This window comes from Micromonospora sp. NBC_00860 (assembly GCF_045207375.1).
Classification (GTDB): Bacteria; Actinomycetota; Actinomycetes; order Mycobacteriales; family Micromonosporaceae; genus Micromonospora; species Micromonospora vinacea.
The window spans coordinates 3856266-3874397 of record NZ_CP108825.1; the positions used below are offsets into that span (position 1 = coordinate 3856266).

14 protein-coding genes are annotated in these 18132 nt (G+C 72.8%); 7 read left to right on the top strand and 7 right to left on the bottom strand.

Going from position 1 to position 18132, the window contains the following annotated elements; all coding sequences use genetic code 11:
* Nucleotides 1-146 precede the first annotated feature (146 nt).
* Both OH804_RS17665 and glgB read left to right on the top strand, forming a co-directional pair.
* Complete coding sequence (locus tag OH804_RS17665) at nucleotides 147-2381, top strand: maltotransferase domain-containing protein (RefSeq protein WP_406058188.1); 2235 nt, start codon at nucleotides 147-149, stop codon at nucleotides 2379-2381.
* Nucleotides 2369-4471, top strand: a complete 2103-nt coding sequence (glgB, locus tag OH804_RS17670; RefSeq protein ID WP_406058190.1) for a 1,4-alpha-glucan branching protein GlgB — start codon at nucleotides 2369-2371, stop codon at nucleotides 4469-4471. The genes OH804_RS17665 and glgB overlap by 13 nt, the downstream gene beginning before the upstream one ends.
* A gap of 13 nt (nucleotides 4472-4484) precedes the next feature.
* Here glgB and OH804_RS17675 read toward each other — a convergent pair whose 3' ends face one another.
* Nucleotides 4485-5525, bottom strand: coding sequence for an App1 family protein (locus OH804_RS17675; protein WP_406066575.1), 1041 nt, complete (start codon nucleotides 5523-5525; stop codon nucleotides 4485-4487).
* A 173-nt stretch (nucleotides 5526-5698) separates the two neighbouring features.
* On the opposite strand from OH804_RS17675, the gene OH804_RS17680 reads away from it, so the two are divergent.
* From OH804_RS17680 to OH804_RS17695, 4 genes are all read left to right on the top strand, one after another.
* Nucleotides 5699-7342 (top strand): ArnT family glycosyltransferase, encoded by a 1644-nt coding sequence (locus OH804_RS17680; RefSeq protein WP_406058192.1) that lies wholly within the window; start codon nucleotides 5699-5701, stop codon nucleotides 7340-7342.
* A 65-nt stretch (nucleotides 7343-7407) separates the two neighbouring features.
* On the top strand, nucleotides 7408-8205 hold the full coding sequence (yaaA, locus tag OH804_RS17685) for a peroxide stress protein YaaA (protein ID WP_406058194.1): 798 nt from the start codon (nucleotides 7408-7410) through the stop codon (nucleotides 8203-8205).
* 106 nt (nucleotides 8206-8311) lie between these two features.
* A complete protein-coding gene (locus tag OH804_RS17690; protein WP_406058196.1) occupies nucleotides 8312-9064 on the top strand; it encodes a hypothetical protein in 753 nt (250 codons plus the stop codon).
* Nucleotides 9065-9169: 105 nt separating this feature from the next.
* Entirely contained in the window at nucleotides 9170-10069 is a 900-nt protein-coding gene (locus OH804_RS17695) for a TAXI family TRAP transporter solute-binding subunit (protein WP_372433043.1), read from the top strand.
* Between the two features lie 10 nt (nucleotides 10070-10079).
* Here the strand turns inward: OH804_RS17695 and OH804_RS17700 are convergent, their stop codons facing one another.
* The 3 genes from OH804_RS17700 to OH804_RS17710 all read right to left on the bottom strand — a co-directional run bounded on the left by OH804_RS17700 (nucleotide 10080) and on the right by OH804_RS17710 (nucleotide 12585).
* Nucleotides 10080-11510, bottom strand: a complete 1431-nt coding sequence (locus OH804_RS17700) for a HAMP domain-containing sensor histidine kinase (RefSeq protein WP_196922084.1) — start codon at nucleotides 11508-11510, stop codon at nucleotides 10080-10082.
* A 9-nt stretch (nucleotides 11511-11519) separates the two neighbouring features.
* Nucleotides 11520-12176 carry a response regulator transcription factor gene (locus OH804_RS17705; RefSeq protein ID WP_091401433.1) on the bottom strand — a complete coding sequence of 219 codons (657 nt, stop codon included), beginning with the start codon at nucleotides 12174-12176 and terminating at the stop codon, nucleotides 11520-11522.
* A gap of 97 nt (nucleotides 12177-12273) precedes the next feature.
* Entirely contained in the window at nucleotides 12274-12585 is a 312-nt protein-coding gene (locus OH804_RS17710) for a hypothetical protein (protein WP_196922083.1), read from the bottom strand.
* Between the two features lie 113 nt (nucleotides 12586-12698).
* On the opposite strand from OH804_RS17710, the gene OH804_RS17715 reads away from it, so the two are divergent.
* Nucleotides 12699-13037, top strand: a complete 339-nt coding sequence (locus OH804_RS17715; protein WP_196922082.1) for a DUF952 domain-containing protein — start codon at nucleotides 12699-12701, stop codon at nucleotides 13035-13037.
* An 81-nt stretch (nucleotides 13038-13118) separates the two neighbouring features.
* On the opposite strand, the gene OH804_RS17720 is transcribed toward OH804_RS17715, so the two are convergent.
* From OH804_RS17720 to OH804_RS17730, 3 genes are all read right to left on the bottom strand, one after another.
* On the bottom strand, nucleotides 13119-14876 hold the full coding sequence (locus tag OH804_RS17720) for a CDP-glycerol glycerophosphotransferase family protein (protein ID WP_196922081.1): 1758 nt from the start codon (nucleotides 14874-14876) through the stop codon (nucleotides 13119-13121).
* A gap of 228 nt (nucleotides 14877-15104) precedes the next feature.
* Nucleotides 15105-17216 (bottom strand): DUF6077 domain-containing protein, encoded by a 2112-nt coding sequence (locus OH804_RS17725; RefSeq protein ID WP_406058200.1) that lies wholly within the window; start codon nucleotides 17214-17216, stop codon nucleotides 15105-15107.
* Between the two features lie 124 nt (nucleotides 17217-17340).
* On the bottom strand, nucleotides 17341-17979 hold the full coding sequence (locus tag OH804_RS17730; protein ID WP_196922079.1) for a TetR/AcrR family transcriptional regulator: 639 nt from the start codon (nucleotides 17977-17979) through the stop codon (nucleotides 17341-17343).
* Nucleotides 17980-18132: the final 153 nt, after the last annotated feature.

The window sequence follows — 18132 nt, forward strand, 5'->3', positions numbered from 1 at the left end:
AACGTCGGGGAAGTTGCTGCGTCGACGACGCCTTGAGGCAGCAACTTCCCCGAAAGTGTGCGGATCTTGGCGCGCGACCCCAGAGGGCGGGGCGGACCGGCGGGCTTGGCCGCGCGCGAACGGATCTCGCGCAGTAGGTTGGCGGGGTGACTGGACGGTTCCCGATCGAAGACGTCTCCCCCGTCGTCTCGTGCGGGCGATACCCGGCCAAGGCGGTGGTCGACGAGCCGGTTCCGGTGTCGGCGCGCGCCTACCGGGAGGGGCACGACGCGCTGGGCTGCAACGTGGTGTGGGCCGGTCCGGACGGCGCGAGCCGGCCGTTCAGCCGGATGCGCCCCGGTGAGCCCGGCCAGGACCGCTGGCACGCCACCATCACACCGGACGCCGTCGGCTCGTGGACCTTCTCCGTCGAGGCGTTCCAGGACCCGTACCTGACCTGGCAGAACGCGGTGACCAAGAAGATCGCCGCCGGGCAGGGGCCGGAGGACCTGGCCAACGACCTGGCCGAGGGCGCGCGGGTGCTCGCCGCCGCCCGGGAACTCGTCCCGACCGCCGACCGGCCCCGGGTCGCCGACGCGCTCACCGCGCTCGTCGACACCGACCTGCCGCTAGCGCAGCGGGTCGGCCCGGCGCTGGCCCTGGCCGACCTGCTCTGGGAGCACCCGGTACGGGAGCTGGTCACCGCCGGTGACACGTACTCGATCTGGGTTGACCGCAAGCGGGCGCTCTACTCGGCCTGGTACGAGTTCTTCCCCCGCTCCGAAGGAGCGGCGGGCGGGCGGTCCGGCACCTTCGCGACCGCCACCGAGCGGCTGCCGGGGGTCGCCGCGATGGGCTTCGACGTGCTCTACCTGCCGCCGATCCACCCGATCGGCCGGGTCAACCGCAAGGGCCGCAACAACGCGCTCACCGCCGGGCCGACCGACGTGGGCTCGCCGTGGGCGATCGGCGCCGCCGAGGGCGGCCACGACACGATCCACCCAGACCTGGGTACGCCGGCAGACTTCCGGGCCTTCATCCAGGCGGCGGCGGCACAGGGCCTGGAAGTGGCGATGGACCTGGCGTTGCAGTGCGCGCCGGACCACCCGTGGGTCACCGAGCACCCGGAGTGGTTCACCACCCGGGCCGACGGCAGCATCGCGTACGCGGAGAACCCGCCGAAGAAGTACCAGGACATCTACCCGGTCAACTTCGACAACGACCCGGAGGGCATCCGGGCCGAGGTGCTGCGGGTGGTGCTGCACTGGGTTGGCGAGGGCATCCGCATCTTCCGGGTGGACAACCCGCACACCAAGCCGTTCGACTTCTGGCACTGGCTGATCGCCGAGGTGAAGGCGGTCGACCCGGACGTGCTGTTCCTGGCCGAGGCGTTCACCCGGCCCGCCATCATGCACGGGCTGGGCAAGATCGGCTTCACGCAGTCGTACACCTATTTCACCTGGCGCACGACGGCCGCCGAGATGCGGGCGTACTGCGAGGAGCTGATCGAGGCGGCCGACTACATGCGGCCGAACTTCTGGCCGAACACCCCCGACATCCTGCACGAGTCGTTGCAGCACGGCGGCCCGCCGATGTTCAAGATCCGGGCGGTGCTGGCCGCGTTGCTCTCCCCCTCCTGGGGCCTGTACGCCGGTTACGAGCTGTTCGAGCACGTGGCCCGGCCCGGTGCCGAGGAGTACCTGGACAACGAGAAGTACGAGCTGCGCCCCCGGGACTGGGCCGGCGCCGAGGCGCAGGGCCGCTCGTTGGCGCCGTTCCTGGCCACCCTCAACCGGGTACGCCACGACAACCCGGCCCTGCACCAGCTGCGGAACCTGCGCTTCCACGAGATCGACAACCCGGCGCTGCTCTGCTGGTCGAAGCACGACCCGGAGACCGGCAACACTGTCATCGTGATCTGCTCGTTCGACCCGCGCATCGTTCAGTGGGGCAACACCACCCTCGACATGCCGGCGCTCGGCTTCGACTGGCACGAACGGTTCACTGTGCACGACGAGCTGACCGGCACCAGTTACGACTGGGGTCAGCGCAACGCGGTGCGGCTCGACCCGTACCTGCAACCCGCGCACGTGTTGACAGTGCGTCGCCCGACCCCGCCGACCGAGCCGCAGCCGGCGGGTGCCGAGCCGGCCGACCTCACCGTCGCCGAGGTGCCGGACGACCTCTCCGGCGGCACCGCGCCGACAGCTCCCGTTCCGACACCTCCCGTCCCGACAGCTCCTGCACCGACACCTCCTGTACCGACACCTCCTGCGTCGACAGCTCCCGTTCCGACTCCGCCCCGCCGGTCGGGCCCGGTTCCGACCCCGCCGCGCCGAGCGGCCACCCGCCCGTCCGCCACCGCGCCGACCGCTCCGAAGGACGCCCGATGGACCAGCTGATCTCCGGTGCGACGCACGACCCGCACGCGCTGCTCGGCGCGCACCCCGCCGACTCCTCGACGACGATCCGCACGATGCGCCGGGGCGCCGGCGACGTCGCGCTGCTCGTCGGCGACGAGCGGCACCCGATGAAGCGGGTGCACGACGTGGGCGTCTTCGAGGCCCAGGTCGACGGCACCGTGCTCGACTACCGGGTGGAGGTCGACGGCACCACGCACGACGACCCGTACCGCTACCCGCCGACCCTCGGTGAGCTGGACCTGCACCTCATCCGCGAGGGCCGGCACGAGCGACTGTGGGAGGCGCTCGGCGCCCGGGTCTTCGACGAGGGCGTGGCGTTCAGCGTCTGGGCGCCCAACGCCCGTGGGGTGCGGGTGGTCGGCGACTTCACCGGCTGGGGTCCCGACGACGGCTGGCCGATGCGGTCGCTGGGCTCCAGCGGGGTATGGGAGCTGTTCGTGCCCAACGCACGGGCCGGGGCCCGCTACAAGTACCGGGTGCTGGGCGCCGACGGGCAGTGGCGGGACAAGGCCGACCCCCTCGCGGCGTACGCCGAGGTGCCGCCGGCCACCGCCTCGGTGGTGCACCACTCGACGTACCGGTGGAACGACGCGGACTGGCTGGCCCGGCGGGCCGAACGGCAGCCGCACCAGGAGCCGATGAGCGTCTACGAGGTGCACCTCGGCTCGTGGCGGCCCGGGCTTGGCTACCGCGAGCTGGCCGAGCAACTCACCGCGTACGTAACCGAGCTGGGCTTCACGCACGTGGAGTTCCTGCCGGTGATGGAGCACCCGTTCGGTGGCTCCTGGGGCTACCAGGTGACCGGCTACTACGCGCCGACCTCGCGGTTCGGCGACCCGGACGAGTTCCGCCACCTCGTCGACCAGCTGCACGCCGCCGGCATCGGTGTCCTCCTGGACTGGGTGCCCGCACACTTCCCGAAGGACGAGTGGGCCCTCGCGCGCTTCGACGGCACCCCGCTCTACGAGCACCCCGACCCGCGGCGCGGCGAACACCCCGACTGGGGCACGTACGTCTTCGACTTCGGTCGCAACGAGGTCCGCAACTTCCTGGTCGCCAACGCGCTCTACTGGTGCGACCAGTTCCACGTCGACGGGCTGCGGGTCGACGCTGTCGCCTCGATGCTCTACCTGGACTACTCCCGCAACCACGGCGAGTGGGCCCCGAACAAGTACGGCGGCCGGGAGAACCTGGAGGCCATCGCGTTCATGCAGGAGGTGAACGCGACCGTCTACAAGCACCACGCCGGCGTCGTCATGATCGCCGAGGAGTCCACCGCCTGGCCGGGTGTCACCCGCCCCACCGCCGACGGCGGGCTGGGCTTCGGCTTCAAGTGGAACATGGGCTGGATGCACGACACCCTGCTCTACACCTCGAAGGACCCGATCTACCGCCAGCACCACCACCACCAGCTCACCTTCTCCCTGGCGTACGCCTGGAGCGAGAACTACGTGCTGCCGATCAGCCACGACGAGGTGGTGCACGGCAAGGGCTCGCTCGCCGGGAAGATGCCCGGCGACACCTGGCAGCGACTGGCGAACGTCCGGGCGCTGCTGGCGTACATGTGGGCACACCCCGGCAAGCAGCTGCTCTTCATGGGCTCCGAACTGGCCGACGACCGGGAGTGGAGCGAGGAGCGCGGCCTCGACTGGTACCTGCTGCACGACCCGGCCCGCGCCGGTGTGCAACGGCTCGTCGGTGACCTCAACCGGGTCTACCGGGAAACCCCGGCGCTCTGGGCACAGGACACCGAACCGGCGGGCTTCCGCTGGATCGCCGGCGACGACGTCGCCAACAACACCGTGTCGTTCGTCCGGATCGCCCCGGACGGCTCGACGCTGGTCTGCGTGGCGAACTTCTCCGCCCAGCCGCTGCACGACTACCGGATCGGGTTGCCGGCCGGCGGGACATGGCAGGAGGTGCTGAACACCGACGCGCACCACTACGGCGGGTCGGGGGTGGGCAACCTGGGCGAGGTGCGGGCCGAGGACGTGCCGTGGCACGGGATGGTGGCCTCGGCGGCCCTTCAGGTGCCGCCGCTCGGCGCCGTCTGGCTCCGCCGAAGCTGACGACGCCGGCCGGTCAGACCAGGCCGGCGTCGCGGAGCAACTGCCACAGGCCGGCGCCGTCCGGGGCGGACAGCCACTTCTGCCCCACCGGCCCCGACGACGGGCGCCCAGCCGGGGCGGGCAGGGTGCCGGCCAGCACCGACTGGGTCGGGGAGAGTCGGCGGATCGCCACCCCGGCGACGTTCTCCGGGTGGGCGGCGGCGAACTCCCGGTAGATCTCCTGGTCGTGCTGGCCGTCGTCGCCGACCAGCAGCCAGCGCACGTCGGGGAACTCCTTGGCAAGCCGGGCCAGGGTGACCCGCTTGTGTTCCATTCCGCTGCGGAACCAGCGGTCGGCGGTCGGACCCCAGTCGGTGAGCAACAGCGGCCCGGCCGGGTAGAGGTGCCGGGACAGGAATCGGGTCAGCGTGGGCGCCACGTTCCACGCACCGGTGGAGAGGTAGAAGACCGGCGCGCCGGGGTGCGCGGTGACCAGTCGCTCGTAGAGCACCGCCATGCCGGGCACTGCCGCGCGGGCGTGCTCGTCGAGCACGAACGTGTTCCACGCGGCGAGCAGTGGCCGGGGCAGCGCGGTCACCATCACCGTGTCGTCGATGTCGGAGATGATGCCGAACTTGACGTCCGGGTCGAGGATGCGCACCGGGGCGTCGACCGCCTCGGCGTCCGGGACGCTGAGCCGGACCGTGCCCCAACCGGGCGGCAGGTCCGCCTCGACCAGCGTGTCGACGAAGCCGCTGCGGTCGGCCCGCGTCTCGTGGCACACCCCGCCGGCCTCGATGGTCACAGTGACGTGCTTGGCGGGCAGCGTGGTGAAGCTGCGCCAGCCGCGGACCTTGTCCAGCCGACCCCGCTGGCGGGTGTCCGGACGGCCCAGCAGCACCCGGCACATCACCCGCACCCAACCCGGCGCGCCATAGCCGGTGTACGCGACGATGTTGACCCGCCAGCCGGTGCGCCGCAGCCGGCGCTCGACGAGCTGGTGCACGGCGTCCTCGATCCGCGCAGCCCGGTGCAGGTTCGGAACGGCCAGTTGGCCGGCGGGAGTGGGTGGCACGCGCCAACCCTGCCACACGTCGACAGCCACGGCCACGCGAGCCAACCTCGGCTGCGCCGATCCGACCCGCCCACCGCGGAGCCGATCCCGGCCGAACCGGCTACGCGGATCCGCCTCGGCGGCCCGGCCGAACGTGAAACACTCCGGTCGGGACGACGACGGGGGCGTTGGTCGTGTCGCATCCAGAGCAGCACCGCGGGCGATGGCGTCCGCGACTCGACCGGCCGGCGCTCGTCGCGCTGCTGTTCGGGCTCGTCGGTGTCGTCTACCGGCTGGTCCTGACGCTCTTCACGGTGCCGGTGTCGAACAGCGACGAGGCGACCTTCGGCCTCGCCGCCCTGCACATCGGGCAGGGCCGGGAACACCCGGTCTTCCTCTACGGCCAGCACTACATGGGGATGTTGGAGTCGTATCTGGCCGCTCCCCTGGTGGCGGTGTTCGGGCCGAGCTGGCCGGTGCTGCGGCTGCCGATGCTCGCCCTCTACGCGGTCTTCCTCTACCTGATCCACCGGTTGACCCGCCGGCTCGGCACCCCGTGGTTCGCCGCCTTCGTGGTGGGCCTGCTCGCGCTCGGCCCGGAGCGGGTGGTGCGTGACCAGCTCACCGTCGTCGGTGGGCGGCCCGAGGTGAAGCCGGCGGTGCTGCTGATGCTGCTGATCACCGTGGGGTTGGCCGTCGGCACGGTCCACCGCCGACGGCTCGCGATCGGCCTGTTCGGGCTGCTCGTCGGGCTGTCCGTCTGGTCGGACTGGCTGATCCTGCCGTACCTCGCGGTGGCCGGGCTGGCCCTGGTCTGGGCGGTGCGGCGGGAGCTCTTCGGCTGGGCCGGCCTGCTGCTGGTGGCGGGGGTGGTCGTCGGCGTGGCCCCGATGATCGTCGACAACCTGCGGGCCGGGCCCGGTGAGGACTCACTGTCGGTGTTCCGGGAGGTCAGCACCAAGGCCGGGCCGCAACCGCCGTGGTCCGACCGGGTCCGGGGCGGCCTGCTGGAGGGGGTGCCGCTGGCGCACGGGCTCTGCCCGGTGGACGGCTGCGGACGCTGGCAACAGTGGTTCGGCGTGCTGTACCCGCTGCTGCTCCTGGCCGGCGCCGCACTCGCGGTGCTCGCGTACCGTCGAGCCGCCGGGGCGCCGGGTGGGGAACGGGCCGGGGCGCTGCGTGCGGAGCGGGTCGGGCCGGTCGTGCAGCTCGCGCTGGTCGCCGGCGCGGCGTTGACACTGCTGTCGTACGTGCGCAGCCCGCTCGCCGCGACCAGTCCGCTGGACAACGCCCGGTACCTGTCGGTGCTGCAACTGTCGCTGCCGGCGGTGCTCTGGCCGCTCTGGGTGGCGGCGCTGACCGCATGGCGGGGCACCAGCAGCGCACTGGGGCGGTTCACCGGCGCGCTGTCCGCCGCCGTGCTGGCGGCGCTGACAGTGAGCACGCTGGTGGTCACCGTGCTCTTCGCGGCCACCGGCACCGCGGCGTCGCGGACCGAGGAGCGCCAGGCCCGGGAGTTGGCCACCGCGCTGCGCGCCGACGGACCCCACGAGGTGTACGGGGACTACTGGACCTGCAACCGGTTGATCTTCAACACGGACGAGTCGGTGGTCTGCGGGGTGCTCGACGGCGACCTGTCCCCCGGGCAGAACCGCTACCGGCCGTACTGGCGGCAGGTGGGGCGGGCCGAGCGGCCGGGCTACGTGGTGGAGGCCGACTCGCCGATGGACCGGCGGTTGCGCCGGTTGCTCGCCGACCGGGCCGACGCCACGCCGGTGCGGGAGGTCGGCGGCTATCGCGTGTACCACCCCGAGACCCCGGTGCGGCCCTGGCGGTAGGGGCTGGTCGTACGCTGGCCGGGCCGGCGCGAGGGGCGCCGCCGTTTCGCCCGTCGAGGAGACCCATGCTCATCCTGCTGCCGCCCTCGGAGGGGAAGGCCGACGCCGGCACCGGACGGCGCTGGGCCCCGGACCGGCTCTCGCTGCCCGAGTTGAACCCGGCCCGCGAGCGGGTGCTGGACGCCCTGGTGACGCTGAGCGCCGGGCCGGACGAGGAGGCCGCGCGGGCGGCGCTCGGCCTCAGCGAGGGCCAGCGGGGCGAGCTGCGGCGCAACGCCCGACTGCGGGAGGCGGCCACCGCGCCGGCCGAGCGGCTCTATACCGGGGTGCTCTACGAGGCGCTGGACCTGGCCTCGTTGCCGGCCACGGCGCAACGGGCGGCCCGCCGGTCGATCCTGATCAGCTCCGGGCTGTGGGGCGCAGTCCGGTTGGCCGACCGGATCCCGCCGTACCGCTGCCCGATCGGCGCCCGCCTGCCCGACGTCGGGGCGCTGTCGACGTACTGGCGTAGGGAGCTGACCCCGACGGTGGACGGCGCCGCCGGTCGCGGCCCGGTGCTGGACCTGCGCTCCGGCGCGTACGCGGCCACCTGGACGCCGCGCGGGGAACTGGCCGAGCGGACGGTCACCGTGCGGGTCCTGCACGAGCGGGAGGTCGACGGCGTGCCGGTCCGCTCGGTGGTCAGCCACTTCAACAAGGCGACCAAGGGGCGGCTGGTCCGGGACCTGCTCGTCGCCGGCGCCCGGCCGCGCACCGCCGCGGAGCTGGTGGGCACCCTGCGGGAGTTGAAGCACACAGTGCTGGAGCAGGCCACCGCCGCGGGCAGGGTGCGGCAGGTGGATCTGGTGGTCACCGACCTGTAGGGACGCGGCAGCCGCAAGATTTGCTCAAGGCTGGGCCGGAGGAGTTCCGTAACGGCGTGACAGGGGCCACGGTAAGGCAACCCAGACTCCGACAAGGGAGCCTCCGTTGACCCGCGAACCCGCCCTGCTCGACCGGCCCCACACCCCGACGCCTCCGGCCCCGCTGGGCTGGCTGACACTGGGCGACGCGTTCGAGGCTGCCTGCCTGCAGCGTTGCACGCCGCCACCGACCGCCGCCCGGCCGAGCGCGGCCCGTGCCGAGCACACCCCCGCGGTGGAGTTCAACCGGGAGGACGCCGCGCAGCGGATGCGGCAACTGCTCGCCCGACTGGACATCCCGGTCAGCCACGAGGTGGCCGTCGGCGGCCTGCGCCGCCGCTACGAGCTGCACCGGCTGTGGGTGCCCCGAGAGCACCAGGGCGCGTACGCCCGGATGTTGGACGCGGGCTGGCGGCAGGGGCGGCGTGAGCTGCTCGGCGGGCCGCTGCCCGGCGCCTCGCCGGCCCGCCGGCGGTTGGTGACCCGTCTGGCGGAGGCGGCCTGGCGCTCGGCGCTGCTGGCCGCCGGGCGGCACGTCCGCCGGCACATCCTCGGTGTCCGGCTCACCGACAGGGAGTTGGCAGCGGTGCTGATCCGGGGTGCGGCAGTGCTCGACGTGCCGGCCCGGCTCCGCCCCGGCACCGGCTGCTTCCTGGTCAGCGTGGCCGACGGCCCGGACCGGCAGCGGATCCTGCGCAGCGCGGCGTTGGAGGCGGCGCGCGGCCCGATGGCCGTGCCCGCGACGGCGACGACGCGCGGGGGGATCTCGGCGTCGGCGCGGGGTGTGGTCGTGGCGCCGGCACGGCGCACGGCCTGCTGATCGAGTTGCGGTGGCCCGGGCTTGCGCGCACCCGCCCGACGGCGCACAGTGCACCGCGTGAGTCGTACCTCGTCCAGCCGCGCCGGCCTGGCCGCCCTGTCGACGGTGCTGCTGATCGCGAACCTGGCCGTCGCCAGTTGCCGGGACGCCCCGACCGAGCCGACGTCGATCCGGATCGCCACCGGCAGCCCCACAGCGGTCTACTACGCGTTCGGGCAGTCCCTGGCGGCCATCCTCAACCGGGAACTCCCCGACGTACGGGCCAGCGTGGTGATCACCGCCGCCTCGGCGGAGAACGTCCAGCTCGTCGGCTCCGGCGGGGCCGAGCTGGGCTTCACCCAGGCCGACGTGCTGCCCACCGGCACGACGGGAAGCCCCACTGTCAACGCCGTCGCCCGGGTGTACGACGACCAATTGCACCTGGTCACCACGAGCGGCGGTCCGGTCCGCACTGTCGCCGACCTGCGCGGCCGGCGAGTCTCCGTCGGCGCCCCCGGCTCGGGCACCGAGATCACCGTGACCCGGCTGCTGGAGGTGGCCCGCCTCGGTGGCGACGAGGTGCGCCGCGAACGGCTCGGTCTGGACGACTCGGTGACGGCCCTGCGCTCCGGCCGGATCGACGCGTTCTTCTTCTCCGGCGGGTTGCCGGTCCGGGGCATCGAGGAGCTGGCCAGGGCCAGCGCCATCCGGATCGTGGACCTCAGCGAGTTGACCGAGCCGCTGCGCTCGCGCTACGGCCAGGTCTACGTCTCCCGGGACATCCCCCGCTCGGTCTACGGGGTGGACGCGGTGACCACGGTGGCCGACCCGAACTACCTGATCGTCCGGGCCAACCTGCCGGAGCCGTTGGTCCGTGAGGTGACCCGGCTGCTGATGGAACGCCGGGCCGAGCTGGCCGCCGCCCATCCGGCGGCGGGACGGATGAGCCCCCGCTCGGCGATCGTCACCGCGCCGCTGTCGCTGCACCCGGGCGCGGCCGCCTGGTACCGCGCCACCAAACCGTGACGGCCGGGCCTCACCGCGCCGGAGAGGTGTGCAGGTCGGCGGCCGGTTCCTCGTCCGCCGACTCCACCGCGACGGCCGGCGTCGGGAACCACAGGGCGGCGACCAGCCCCCGCGACTCCCCCGGGCGCATGGTGAGCCGCCCGTCCGACGCGTCCACGAGCACTGCGGCGATGGTCAGGCCGAGCCCCGCGCCGTCCACGTTCTGCGCGTCCGGGGCCCGCCAGAACCGCTCGGTCGCCTGGCCGAGCTGACTCTCGGTCATGCCGGGGCCGGAGTCGCGTACCTCCAGCGCCACTCCGCCGTCGCGGCGGGCCACCGTCACCGTCACCGCCCCGCCCGCCCCGCTGAACTTCACCGCGTTGTCGATGAGCGCGTCCAGCGCCTGGTCGACGGCGGTCGGCACGGTCTGGGCGTACGCCGGGGCGTCGCTCGTGGCCAGCCGCAACGCGACCGACCGGTGCCGGGCCAGCGGCGCCCACGCGGCCACCCGGGAGGCGGCCACCGCGGCGGCGTCCACTGTGACGCGCTCGTTCTGCTCCCGTTCGGCCCGGGCGAGGGTGAGCAGCGCGTCGAGCACCAGCGCCAGCCGGTCGGTCTCCTCCAGGGCCAGCCGGTGCTCGGACCGACCGTCCGGGTCGGTGAGGCTGGGCCCCAACTCCTCCACCCGCAGACGCAGCGCGGTGAGCGGGTTGCGCAGTTGGTGGCTGGCGTGCGCGACGAAGGCGCGCTGCCGGTCCATCACGTCGGAGACCACGTCGGCCATGTGGTTGAAGCTGGCCGCGAGGCGGCGCAGCTCCGGCGGTCCCAGCCGGTGCTGCACCCGGGCGCCCCGGTCGCCCTCGGCGATCTCGTGGGTGACCGCGTCCAGTTCGGTGACCGGGCGCAGCACCCAACCGGCCAGCCCGAACGCGGTGAGCACGCAGGCCAGCACGGCGAGCAGGCCGGCCAGGGCGAGCAGCAGCCACCACGCGACGACGGCTCGGCGGATCGGGCCGGCCGGGGTCACGATCACCACCGCGCCGAGCACCTCACCTCCGTCGTTGATCGGCACCGACACCACCACCGGGTCGGTCGTCCAGGGCCAGACCGACTCGGGGGCGCTGGTCTGCTGCCCGGACAGCGCGACGTCCAGCACCGTCGCGGTCCCCGGGCTGGGCTGCCACCTCGGCGACGAGACAGTGATGTTGCGGTCCCGGTCGACGATCGCGGCGCCGATCGCGTACAGGTCGTCGTAGCTGGTCAGCTCCGACTCGATCGGGCCGGGGCCACCGTCGCGCAACGCCGGCCCGGCCAGCGAGGCGAACCGGGTGGCGTCGGCGAGCCGGTCGGCGCGGACCCGTTCGGTCTCGCGGCTGGCCATGGTGGCGGCCAGTGGCGTCTCCAACGCGATGAGGACGAGGACCATCAGCAGCAGATAGCTGATCACCAGGCGGCGGCGCACGTCAGCTCCTCACGCGTCGCGCAGCCGGTAGCCGACGCCGCGCACGGTCTCCACCAGGCGGGCGTCGCCGAGCTTGCCGCGCAGCGACCCGACGTGCACCTCGACGGTGTGCCGGTCGGCCCAGGTGGTGCCCCAGGCGTCGAGCAGGATCCGGTCGCGGGGCACCGCCACCCCGGGCTGGCGGGCCAGCGAGAGCAGCACGTCGAACTCCTTGCGGGTCAACGTGACGGCACGGCCGTCGACGGTCACCGTCCGCGCGGCCACGTCGATGCGGACCGGCCCGGCCTCGATGAGGTGCCGCTCGGGCGCGGCGTTCGCGGCACGGCGCAGCACCGCCTCGATCCGGGCCTGCAACTCCACCATCGAGAACGGCTTGACCACGTAGTCGTCCGCGCCCAGGCGCAGACCCAGCACCCGGTCACGTTCCTCACCCCGGGCCGTCACCGCGATGATGCCGAGCTGACTGCTGCGGCGACGCAGCTCCCGGCACAGGTCGGTGCCGTCCCCGTCGGGCAGGGTCAGGTCGAGCAGCACCAGGTCACAGGGGGCGGCGGAGAGCGCGGCGGCGACGGTGGCCGCGTGCTCGACCTCGTACCCCCGGCGGGTGAGGGCGGAGGACAGCGCAGCGGCCACCCGGCGGTCGTCCTCCACCAGCAGGATCCGCACCCGTGCCCCCGTCCGTCGCAGCGCTGTCCTGCGAATGGTGGCAGAAGTGCGCGCGGACCGGGAGGCCGCCCGCCCGCGCCGGACGGGCTACCGGCCGCTACAGACCGAAGGTGTCGTCGGCGACGGCGTCCCGGACGCCGTCGGTGAACCCGCGGAAGCCCGGGTCCTCGTGGCTGGCCGGCACGCTGGTGACGTTGACCCCGCTGGCCTGGGTGACAGCGTCGACCAGGGCCGGATAGTCGATCTCGGCGTCCTCGAAGGCGTCGTCGTCCGCCTCGGCCAGGTTTATCACGTGCTGTACGTCGTCGGACGACGTGTCCGGGTCGTCGGCCCACTCGCCACCGGCCCGGTAGCACTCGTCGTACAGCGCGCGCTGGCTGTCGGTCCAGTCGTCGTCGTAGCTCTGCATCGCCCATCCCTCCGCGGCCCTTGACCTGAGCATGCCCGGCGGGAGGCGACGGGCGCTGCGGTACCGGCGAAAACCGGGCGGGCGCGCCCACGGCGGCCCCGTACGCTGCTGTGGTGATCTACAAACTGCTGTCGAACGCGGAATGGGACGACGCGCTCGCCGCCGGCGCCTTCGCCGGCTCCGCCGTGGACCGGCAGGACGGCTTCATCCACCTCTCCGGCGGCGACCAGGTGGTGGAGACGGCGCGGCGGTACTTCACCGGGGCGACCGGGTTGACAGTGCTCAGCGTCGAGGAGGAGCGGCTGGGTGACGCGCTGCGGTGGGAGCCGTCGCGCGGCGGTCAACTCTTCCCGCACCTGTACGGCCCGCTGCCGGTCGCGGCGGTGGCGGCGGCGCGGGCGTTGCCCGCGGACCTTCCGGTGGCCGACGCGGTGGCCGCCCTGCTGGGCTGACCCGTCGGCGCACTGCTGGGCTGACACGCGCGCGCCCGGCCCGACGGTGTCGGGCCGGGCGCGATGCCGTGCGGACGGGGCTCAGTGGCAGAGCCGGTCGATCTCCTCCTGGAACCGGTCCATCGGGTTCGCCTCGGCGGGGCCGAGCAGGTAGGTCTTCAGCTCCCGGCGGGCCTCGGTCATCGGGTCGTCGCCGGCCCGGGTGACCGACACGATCTTCTCCAGCTCGCCGCAGTCCTTGGAAAGCAGGTACGCGGCCCGCGCCGTCGGGTACTCACGGCGGAAGTCGTCCTCGGACAGGCCGGCCGGGTTGGCCACCACGTACGGCCGCTGACTCTGCACGAAGTCGGACACCACACTGGACACGTCGCTGATCAGCAGGTCGGTCTGGTTGAAGCAGTCGAACAGCGCCGGCGTGCGGCCGGTGACCACCAGGTGCGCGGTGCCGTCCAGCGAGGACGCGTCCGGGTTGCCGCCGGCGGCGCGGATCGCCGTGACGATCCGCTCGTGCACGGCCTTCGCCATTTTGGACCGTGACCCGGTGAGCGGGTGCGGCTTGTAGATCAGACGGACCCGGGGATTCGTGGCGAGCAGCCCCTTGACGATCCGCTCACCCATCAGCACCAGCGAGGTGTGGTACGGGTCGTCGTCGAGCCAGCCCTCCCAGGTGGGCGCGTAGAGCACTGTGAACGGTCGGTCCACCGACTCGGCGCCGAAGGTGTGCACACCGGCGAGTTGCGGCCGGCCGATCTCGACGATGTCCGAGTCGAGCACACCCACGCCGGCCCGCGCGTAGCGCTCCCGGCCGGCCAGGCCGGCGACCCAGACCTCGTCGTACACCTTGCTGTAGGGGTTGACGCTGGCCTGCTTGTCGCTGTCGCCGTGCCCGACGAAGACGTGCTTCGTACCCGGCTCGCGGAGCATGTGGATGTTCGCGCCGACGTTGGCGGAGTAGAGCGCCGCGCGGATGCCGCCGAGGTCGAGGTTCATGAAGTCGACCCCGGCCGGTACGCAGATCACCGGCAGCCGGGTGTCGGCCAGCTCCAGGAACGCTTCCCGGCTGCGCATCAGCACCACCGCGCGCTGCTGGAGCGCCTCGGTCGGGGCGAGCCACATGTTCGCCTGGTAGACGTCCTTGGCCGGGCCGGCGAAGTAGAGCGCCACCTCCGGCCGGTAGTTGTCCAGCCAGCGCTGGACCGCCGGCAGCAGCGGGCCCTGCCCGGCGCCCCGGCCCCGGAGCCAGGTCAGCGCGATGATGGCGCCCACCAGACCGGTCGCCACGACCGCCACCGCTCCGGCCGCGAAGAACGGCGTCGGATCGTGCTGCACAGCGGCGGCCACGCCGGCCGGCACCAGCAGCAGGTTGAGCAGCGGCATCCGGTCACCGGCGACCGCCGCCGCCCAGGCGGGCGGTTGGGGGGCGCTGGACAGTGGACCCAGCTCGATGTTGCGCACCATGGCGGAGAGCGGGTTACGCCGCTCGATCATGGTGGAGAGCGCACCGGCGAAGACCGACACGACCCACACCGCGGCGGGCAGCACCAGCAGCAGGGTCAGCTCGCCACCGCTGAGCCGCACCTCGGCGACGACCAGCAACACGGCGGCGAGGTCCCGGGTCAGCTGCCGGTACGACCAGTGCAGGCCCACCTTCTCCAACAGCAGCTGCGACGGCGGTGACCAGCGGGCGACGGCGAACTCACCGAAGATGGCGGCCAACCCGGCGACGGCGAACAGGCCGATCCAACCGAATACGCCACCGACGAGCATGACCAGGTAGGCCAGAACCAGTAGCGCACTCTGGGCGGCCACTCCGAGGCGTCCTGTCAACGTGCCGAACAAACGAGTTCGCTCCCTACGAGATTTCGTTGCGGGCGGTGCCCGTGATGGACCGACGTCACTCCCCCGTCGCACAGCGGCTCAGTAGCGGCCGGCTGCGTGTGACTGCGACCTTAACGCGAGGGGACAGCTCGGTGTCGCTCGGGTATCCGGCACCATTTCGGGCAAAGTTCCGCCCCGGGGCGCGCCCGACCCCACCACGGGGCCGGGCGCTCGGTGCGGGTGAAGCGCTCAGCCGACCCGCCGGAAGCAGGTCATCGCGCCGGGAGCCTTGCGCTTGGCGAACTCCTGGTAGCCCAGCTGCGGCGCGGTGTCGCGGGCGTACCGGTTGCCGTTGTAGACGCAGATGGTGCCCACGTCGAGGCGGTCCAGTGCCGGCTTCAACTCGGCCGGCGTCGGGCTGGCGGTGCCGTCCGCGAAGCCGGCGAGCAGCAGTCGGTCCTTGGCGAACTGGGAGCTGAGGTCGTACTCGACGAGGTAGAAGTCGCGGGGCAGGACGACCCGGACCCTGCTGGTGACGATCGGCGTGGTGCGCATGATCGTCTTCGGGGCGAGCAGCAGGCCCTGCGGGCGGTCCAGGTCCTTGATCCAGAACGCGATCGCCTGACGCTGCTGCGGAAGCTTCCAGGTGGGGCGGTCGTGCACGTCGACCCAGCTCTTCGGCGACCACATCGGGGTGGCGAACAGCGCGAACGAGGCGACCAGCAGCACCGCGATTCCCCCGGACGCCGCCCGGCGCAGCGCCCGGGTCGGTGCCGGCACATTCACTGTGCAGAGCAGACCGATCAGCGTCGGCAGGGCGAGCAGCCACGGCACGCGCCAGAGCACCACCGAGATGCCGCTCAACGCGCTCAGCAGCTCCAGGACGCCGGGCACGAACAACACGCTCAACGCGAGGGCGGCACCGGCGGCGAGCAGCGCGGGCGTACGTCGACGGGCGATCAACGCGCCGCACCACAGCGCCAGACCGCTGATCACCCCGACCACGCCGAACAGCAGGGTCCGCCGGTAGGTGGACGCCGCGTCGAAGAAGACGTCGTCCGCGCCGGTCGCGCTCATACCGCCGAGCACCAGGCGGGAGACCACCAGCGAGCCGATCGGGTACGCGAGGGCAGCGACCGCCGCGACGACGGCCGCCTTCCACCGGCCGACCAGCAGCATGGCGAAGCCGGCGGCGCCGACCAGCATCGGCAGGATGATCGCCGCGGTGTTGGTGAGCCCGATCGCGGTGATGGAGAGCGCCACGATGAGCAGCAGGCTGCGCCGCGAGCGGTTGTCGAACCACTCGGTCAGGTAGAGCCACATCAGCGGGATGACCGCCGAGACGAACATGCCCTTGCCCTCGTGCATCCGGGGAATGTGGAACGTGCCCAGTGCGGCGTCCCCGCCCGCGACGAGGTAGAGGTACGCGACAGCCACTGTGAAGGCGAGCACCGGACGGCGCGGGGCCCACCGGTGCGTCAGCCGCCACAGCGCCAGCGCCGCGAGCACCGTCATGATCGGCAGCAGCACGTACCAGAGGGCCGAGCTGGCGTGGATGCCGAAGACGTTGGCGAACGCGCCGTCGAAGACCTCGATCGACGGGATGGGCGGCTGCGAGCCCATCGGTGGCAGCACGTTCTCGGAGAACAGGAAGTCGTTGAGCGGGATCAGGTCACGCTCGGCGATCCACACCGACTTGCCGACGTAGTAGACGTCGTCCGGGGTGTTGCGGGCCAGGAAGAACGACGAGATGCCGACCAGGACCGAGACGACCAGCGCGTACGCCGACTGCGCCGGGGTGGGCGCCGGGACGGTCGGGGTGGGCGCCGGGCCGCTCAGCCATGCCTGGCGCACCAGCAGCAGCCCGCCGACGGCCGCGAGCAGGCCGGACACGGCCGGGATCCACCAGGAGACGTTGACGCTGGTGTTGGCCAGACCGGCGGAGACGGCGGCCACGGCGGCGGCGACCAGCACACCGATCAGCAGGCGACGGTCGGCGGCGGGCCGCCCGCTGACCGGCTTTTCCTGTGCCACCGGGGCACTGTCGGCCGGGGCGCTGTCGGCCCGGGCGCGGCGGCGGGCACGCAGCACGGCCACGACCGCGAGCACCACACAGGCCAGCAGCCAGATCCGGAAGGTGACCGACGGACGCAGGTCACCCAGGAAGGCCAGGTGGTAGAGCACTGTGAAGAGCGCGAACGCGATCACCGCGCCATCGGTGAGCACCGCCGGGGCGACGGCCACCAGCGCGCGTACCCGGGACAGCCCGGTGCGGGCGTCGGCGGGCCGGGACGCCTGCTCGGGCCGCGGCGTCGGATCCGGTTCGGCGGGCGCTACGGCGATGCTGTCGACGTTGGCCACGGGCGTCCTTACTCGTCAGGCGGATGAGGGGCATCGGCACGGTGACGGCCGGGTGTCAAGGGGGCAGCGTAGCGGAATCGGGCAGGGAGGCCGCTGCTGCCGGCGACCGAGTGTCGGGGGCTGGTCAACCCGACATCGGTGCCGCCCGGGGGCGGGGCAGGGCGCTGTCGGCGCCGAGCCCGGCCGCCACGGCGTCGACCAGGTTGTCGAGGTAACCGTCGGTGAGCGGGAGCCGGGCGATGGCGAGCCGCCAGTAGAGCGGCCCCACGATGAGGTCGACGGCGGCGTCCAGTTCGGTGTCGGCGGGCAGCTCGCCACGCTGCACGGCACGGGTGACCAGGCGACCGCCGATCTCCTGCTGGCGGGCGTGCAGCACCTGACGCAGGGTGGCGTCGATGCTGGGGTTGCGGGCGGCCTCGGCCAGCAGGTCCGGAATGATCTGCGACGCCAGTGGGTGCCGGAGCGCGTGCGCGACCGCCTGGAACAGCAACGCGAGATCACCGCGCAGCGTGCCGGTGTCCAGGGCGGGGAGCTTGCCGTGTGCCGCGGCGGCGACGATCTCCAGCACCAGGTCGAGCTTCGAGCTCCAGCGTCGGTAGATCGCCGTCTTGCTGACGCCGGCCCGCCGGGCCACCGCCTCGATGGAGAGCCGGCCGTAGCCGACCGCGGCGAGCTCCTGCATCAGCGCGCGGCGGATCGCCGTGGTGATCTCGTCGCGCAACACCGCCGCGCCAGCCGGCGCCCGCCTCTTTTCGGTGGTCATCGAGGGCTCTTATCGCAGGTCACGCCGGACAGCGTAGCGCAACGACGGTACGGTTGCGTCCCGACGTGTTTCGGACTACTGTCCTCGCAGCGACGAGGCGGCGCCCCGCGCATATTTCCCACTAGGATTCGATCGTCGCGAGCAACCCCCGTC

Bases quoted from the DNA above. Each gene is read 5' to 3' on its own strand.
- OH804_RS17730 (WP_196922079.1), bottom strand. From the start codon at position 17,979: ATGACCACCGAAAAGAGGCGGGCGCCGGCTGGCGCGGCGGTGTTGCGC.
- yaaA (WP_406058194.1), top strand. From the start codon at position 7,408: ATGCTCATCCTGCTGCCGCCCTCGGAGGGGAAGGCCGACGCCGGCACC.
- glgB (WP_406058190.1), top strand. From the start codon at position 2,369: ATGGACCAGCTGATCTCCGGTGCGACGCACGACCCGCACGCGCTGCTC.
- OH804_RS17710 (WP_196922083.1), bottom strand. From the start codon at position 12,585: ATGCAGAGCTACGACGACGACTGGACCGACAGCCAGCGCGCGCTGTAC.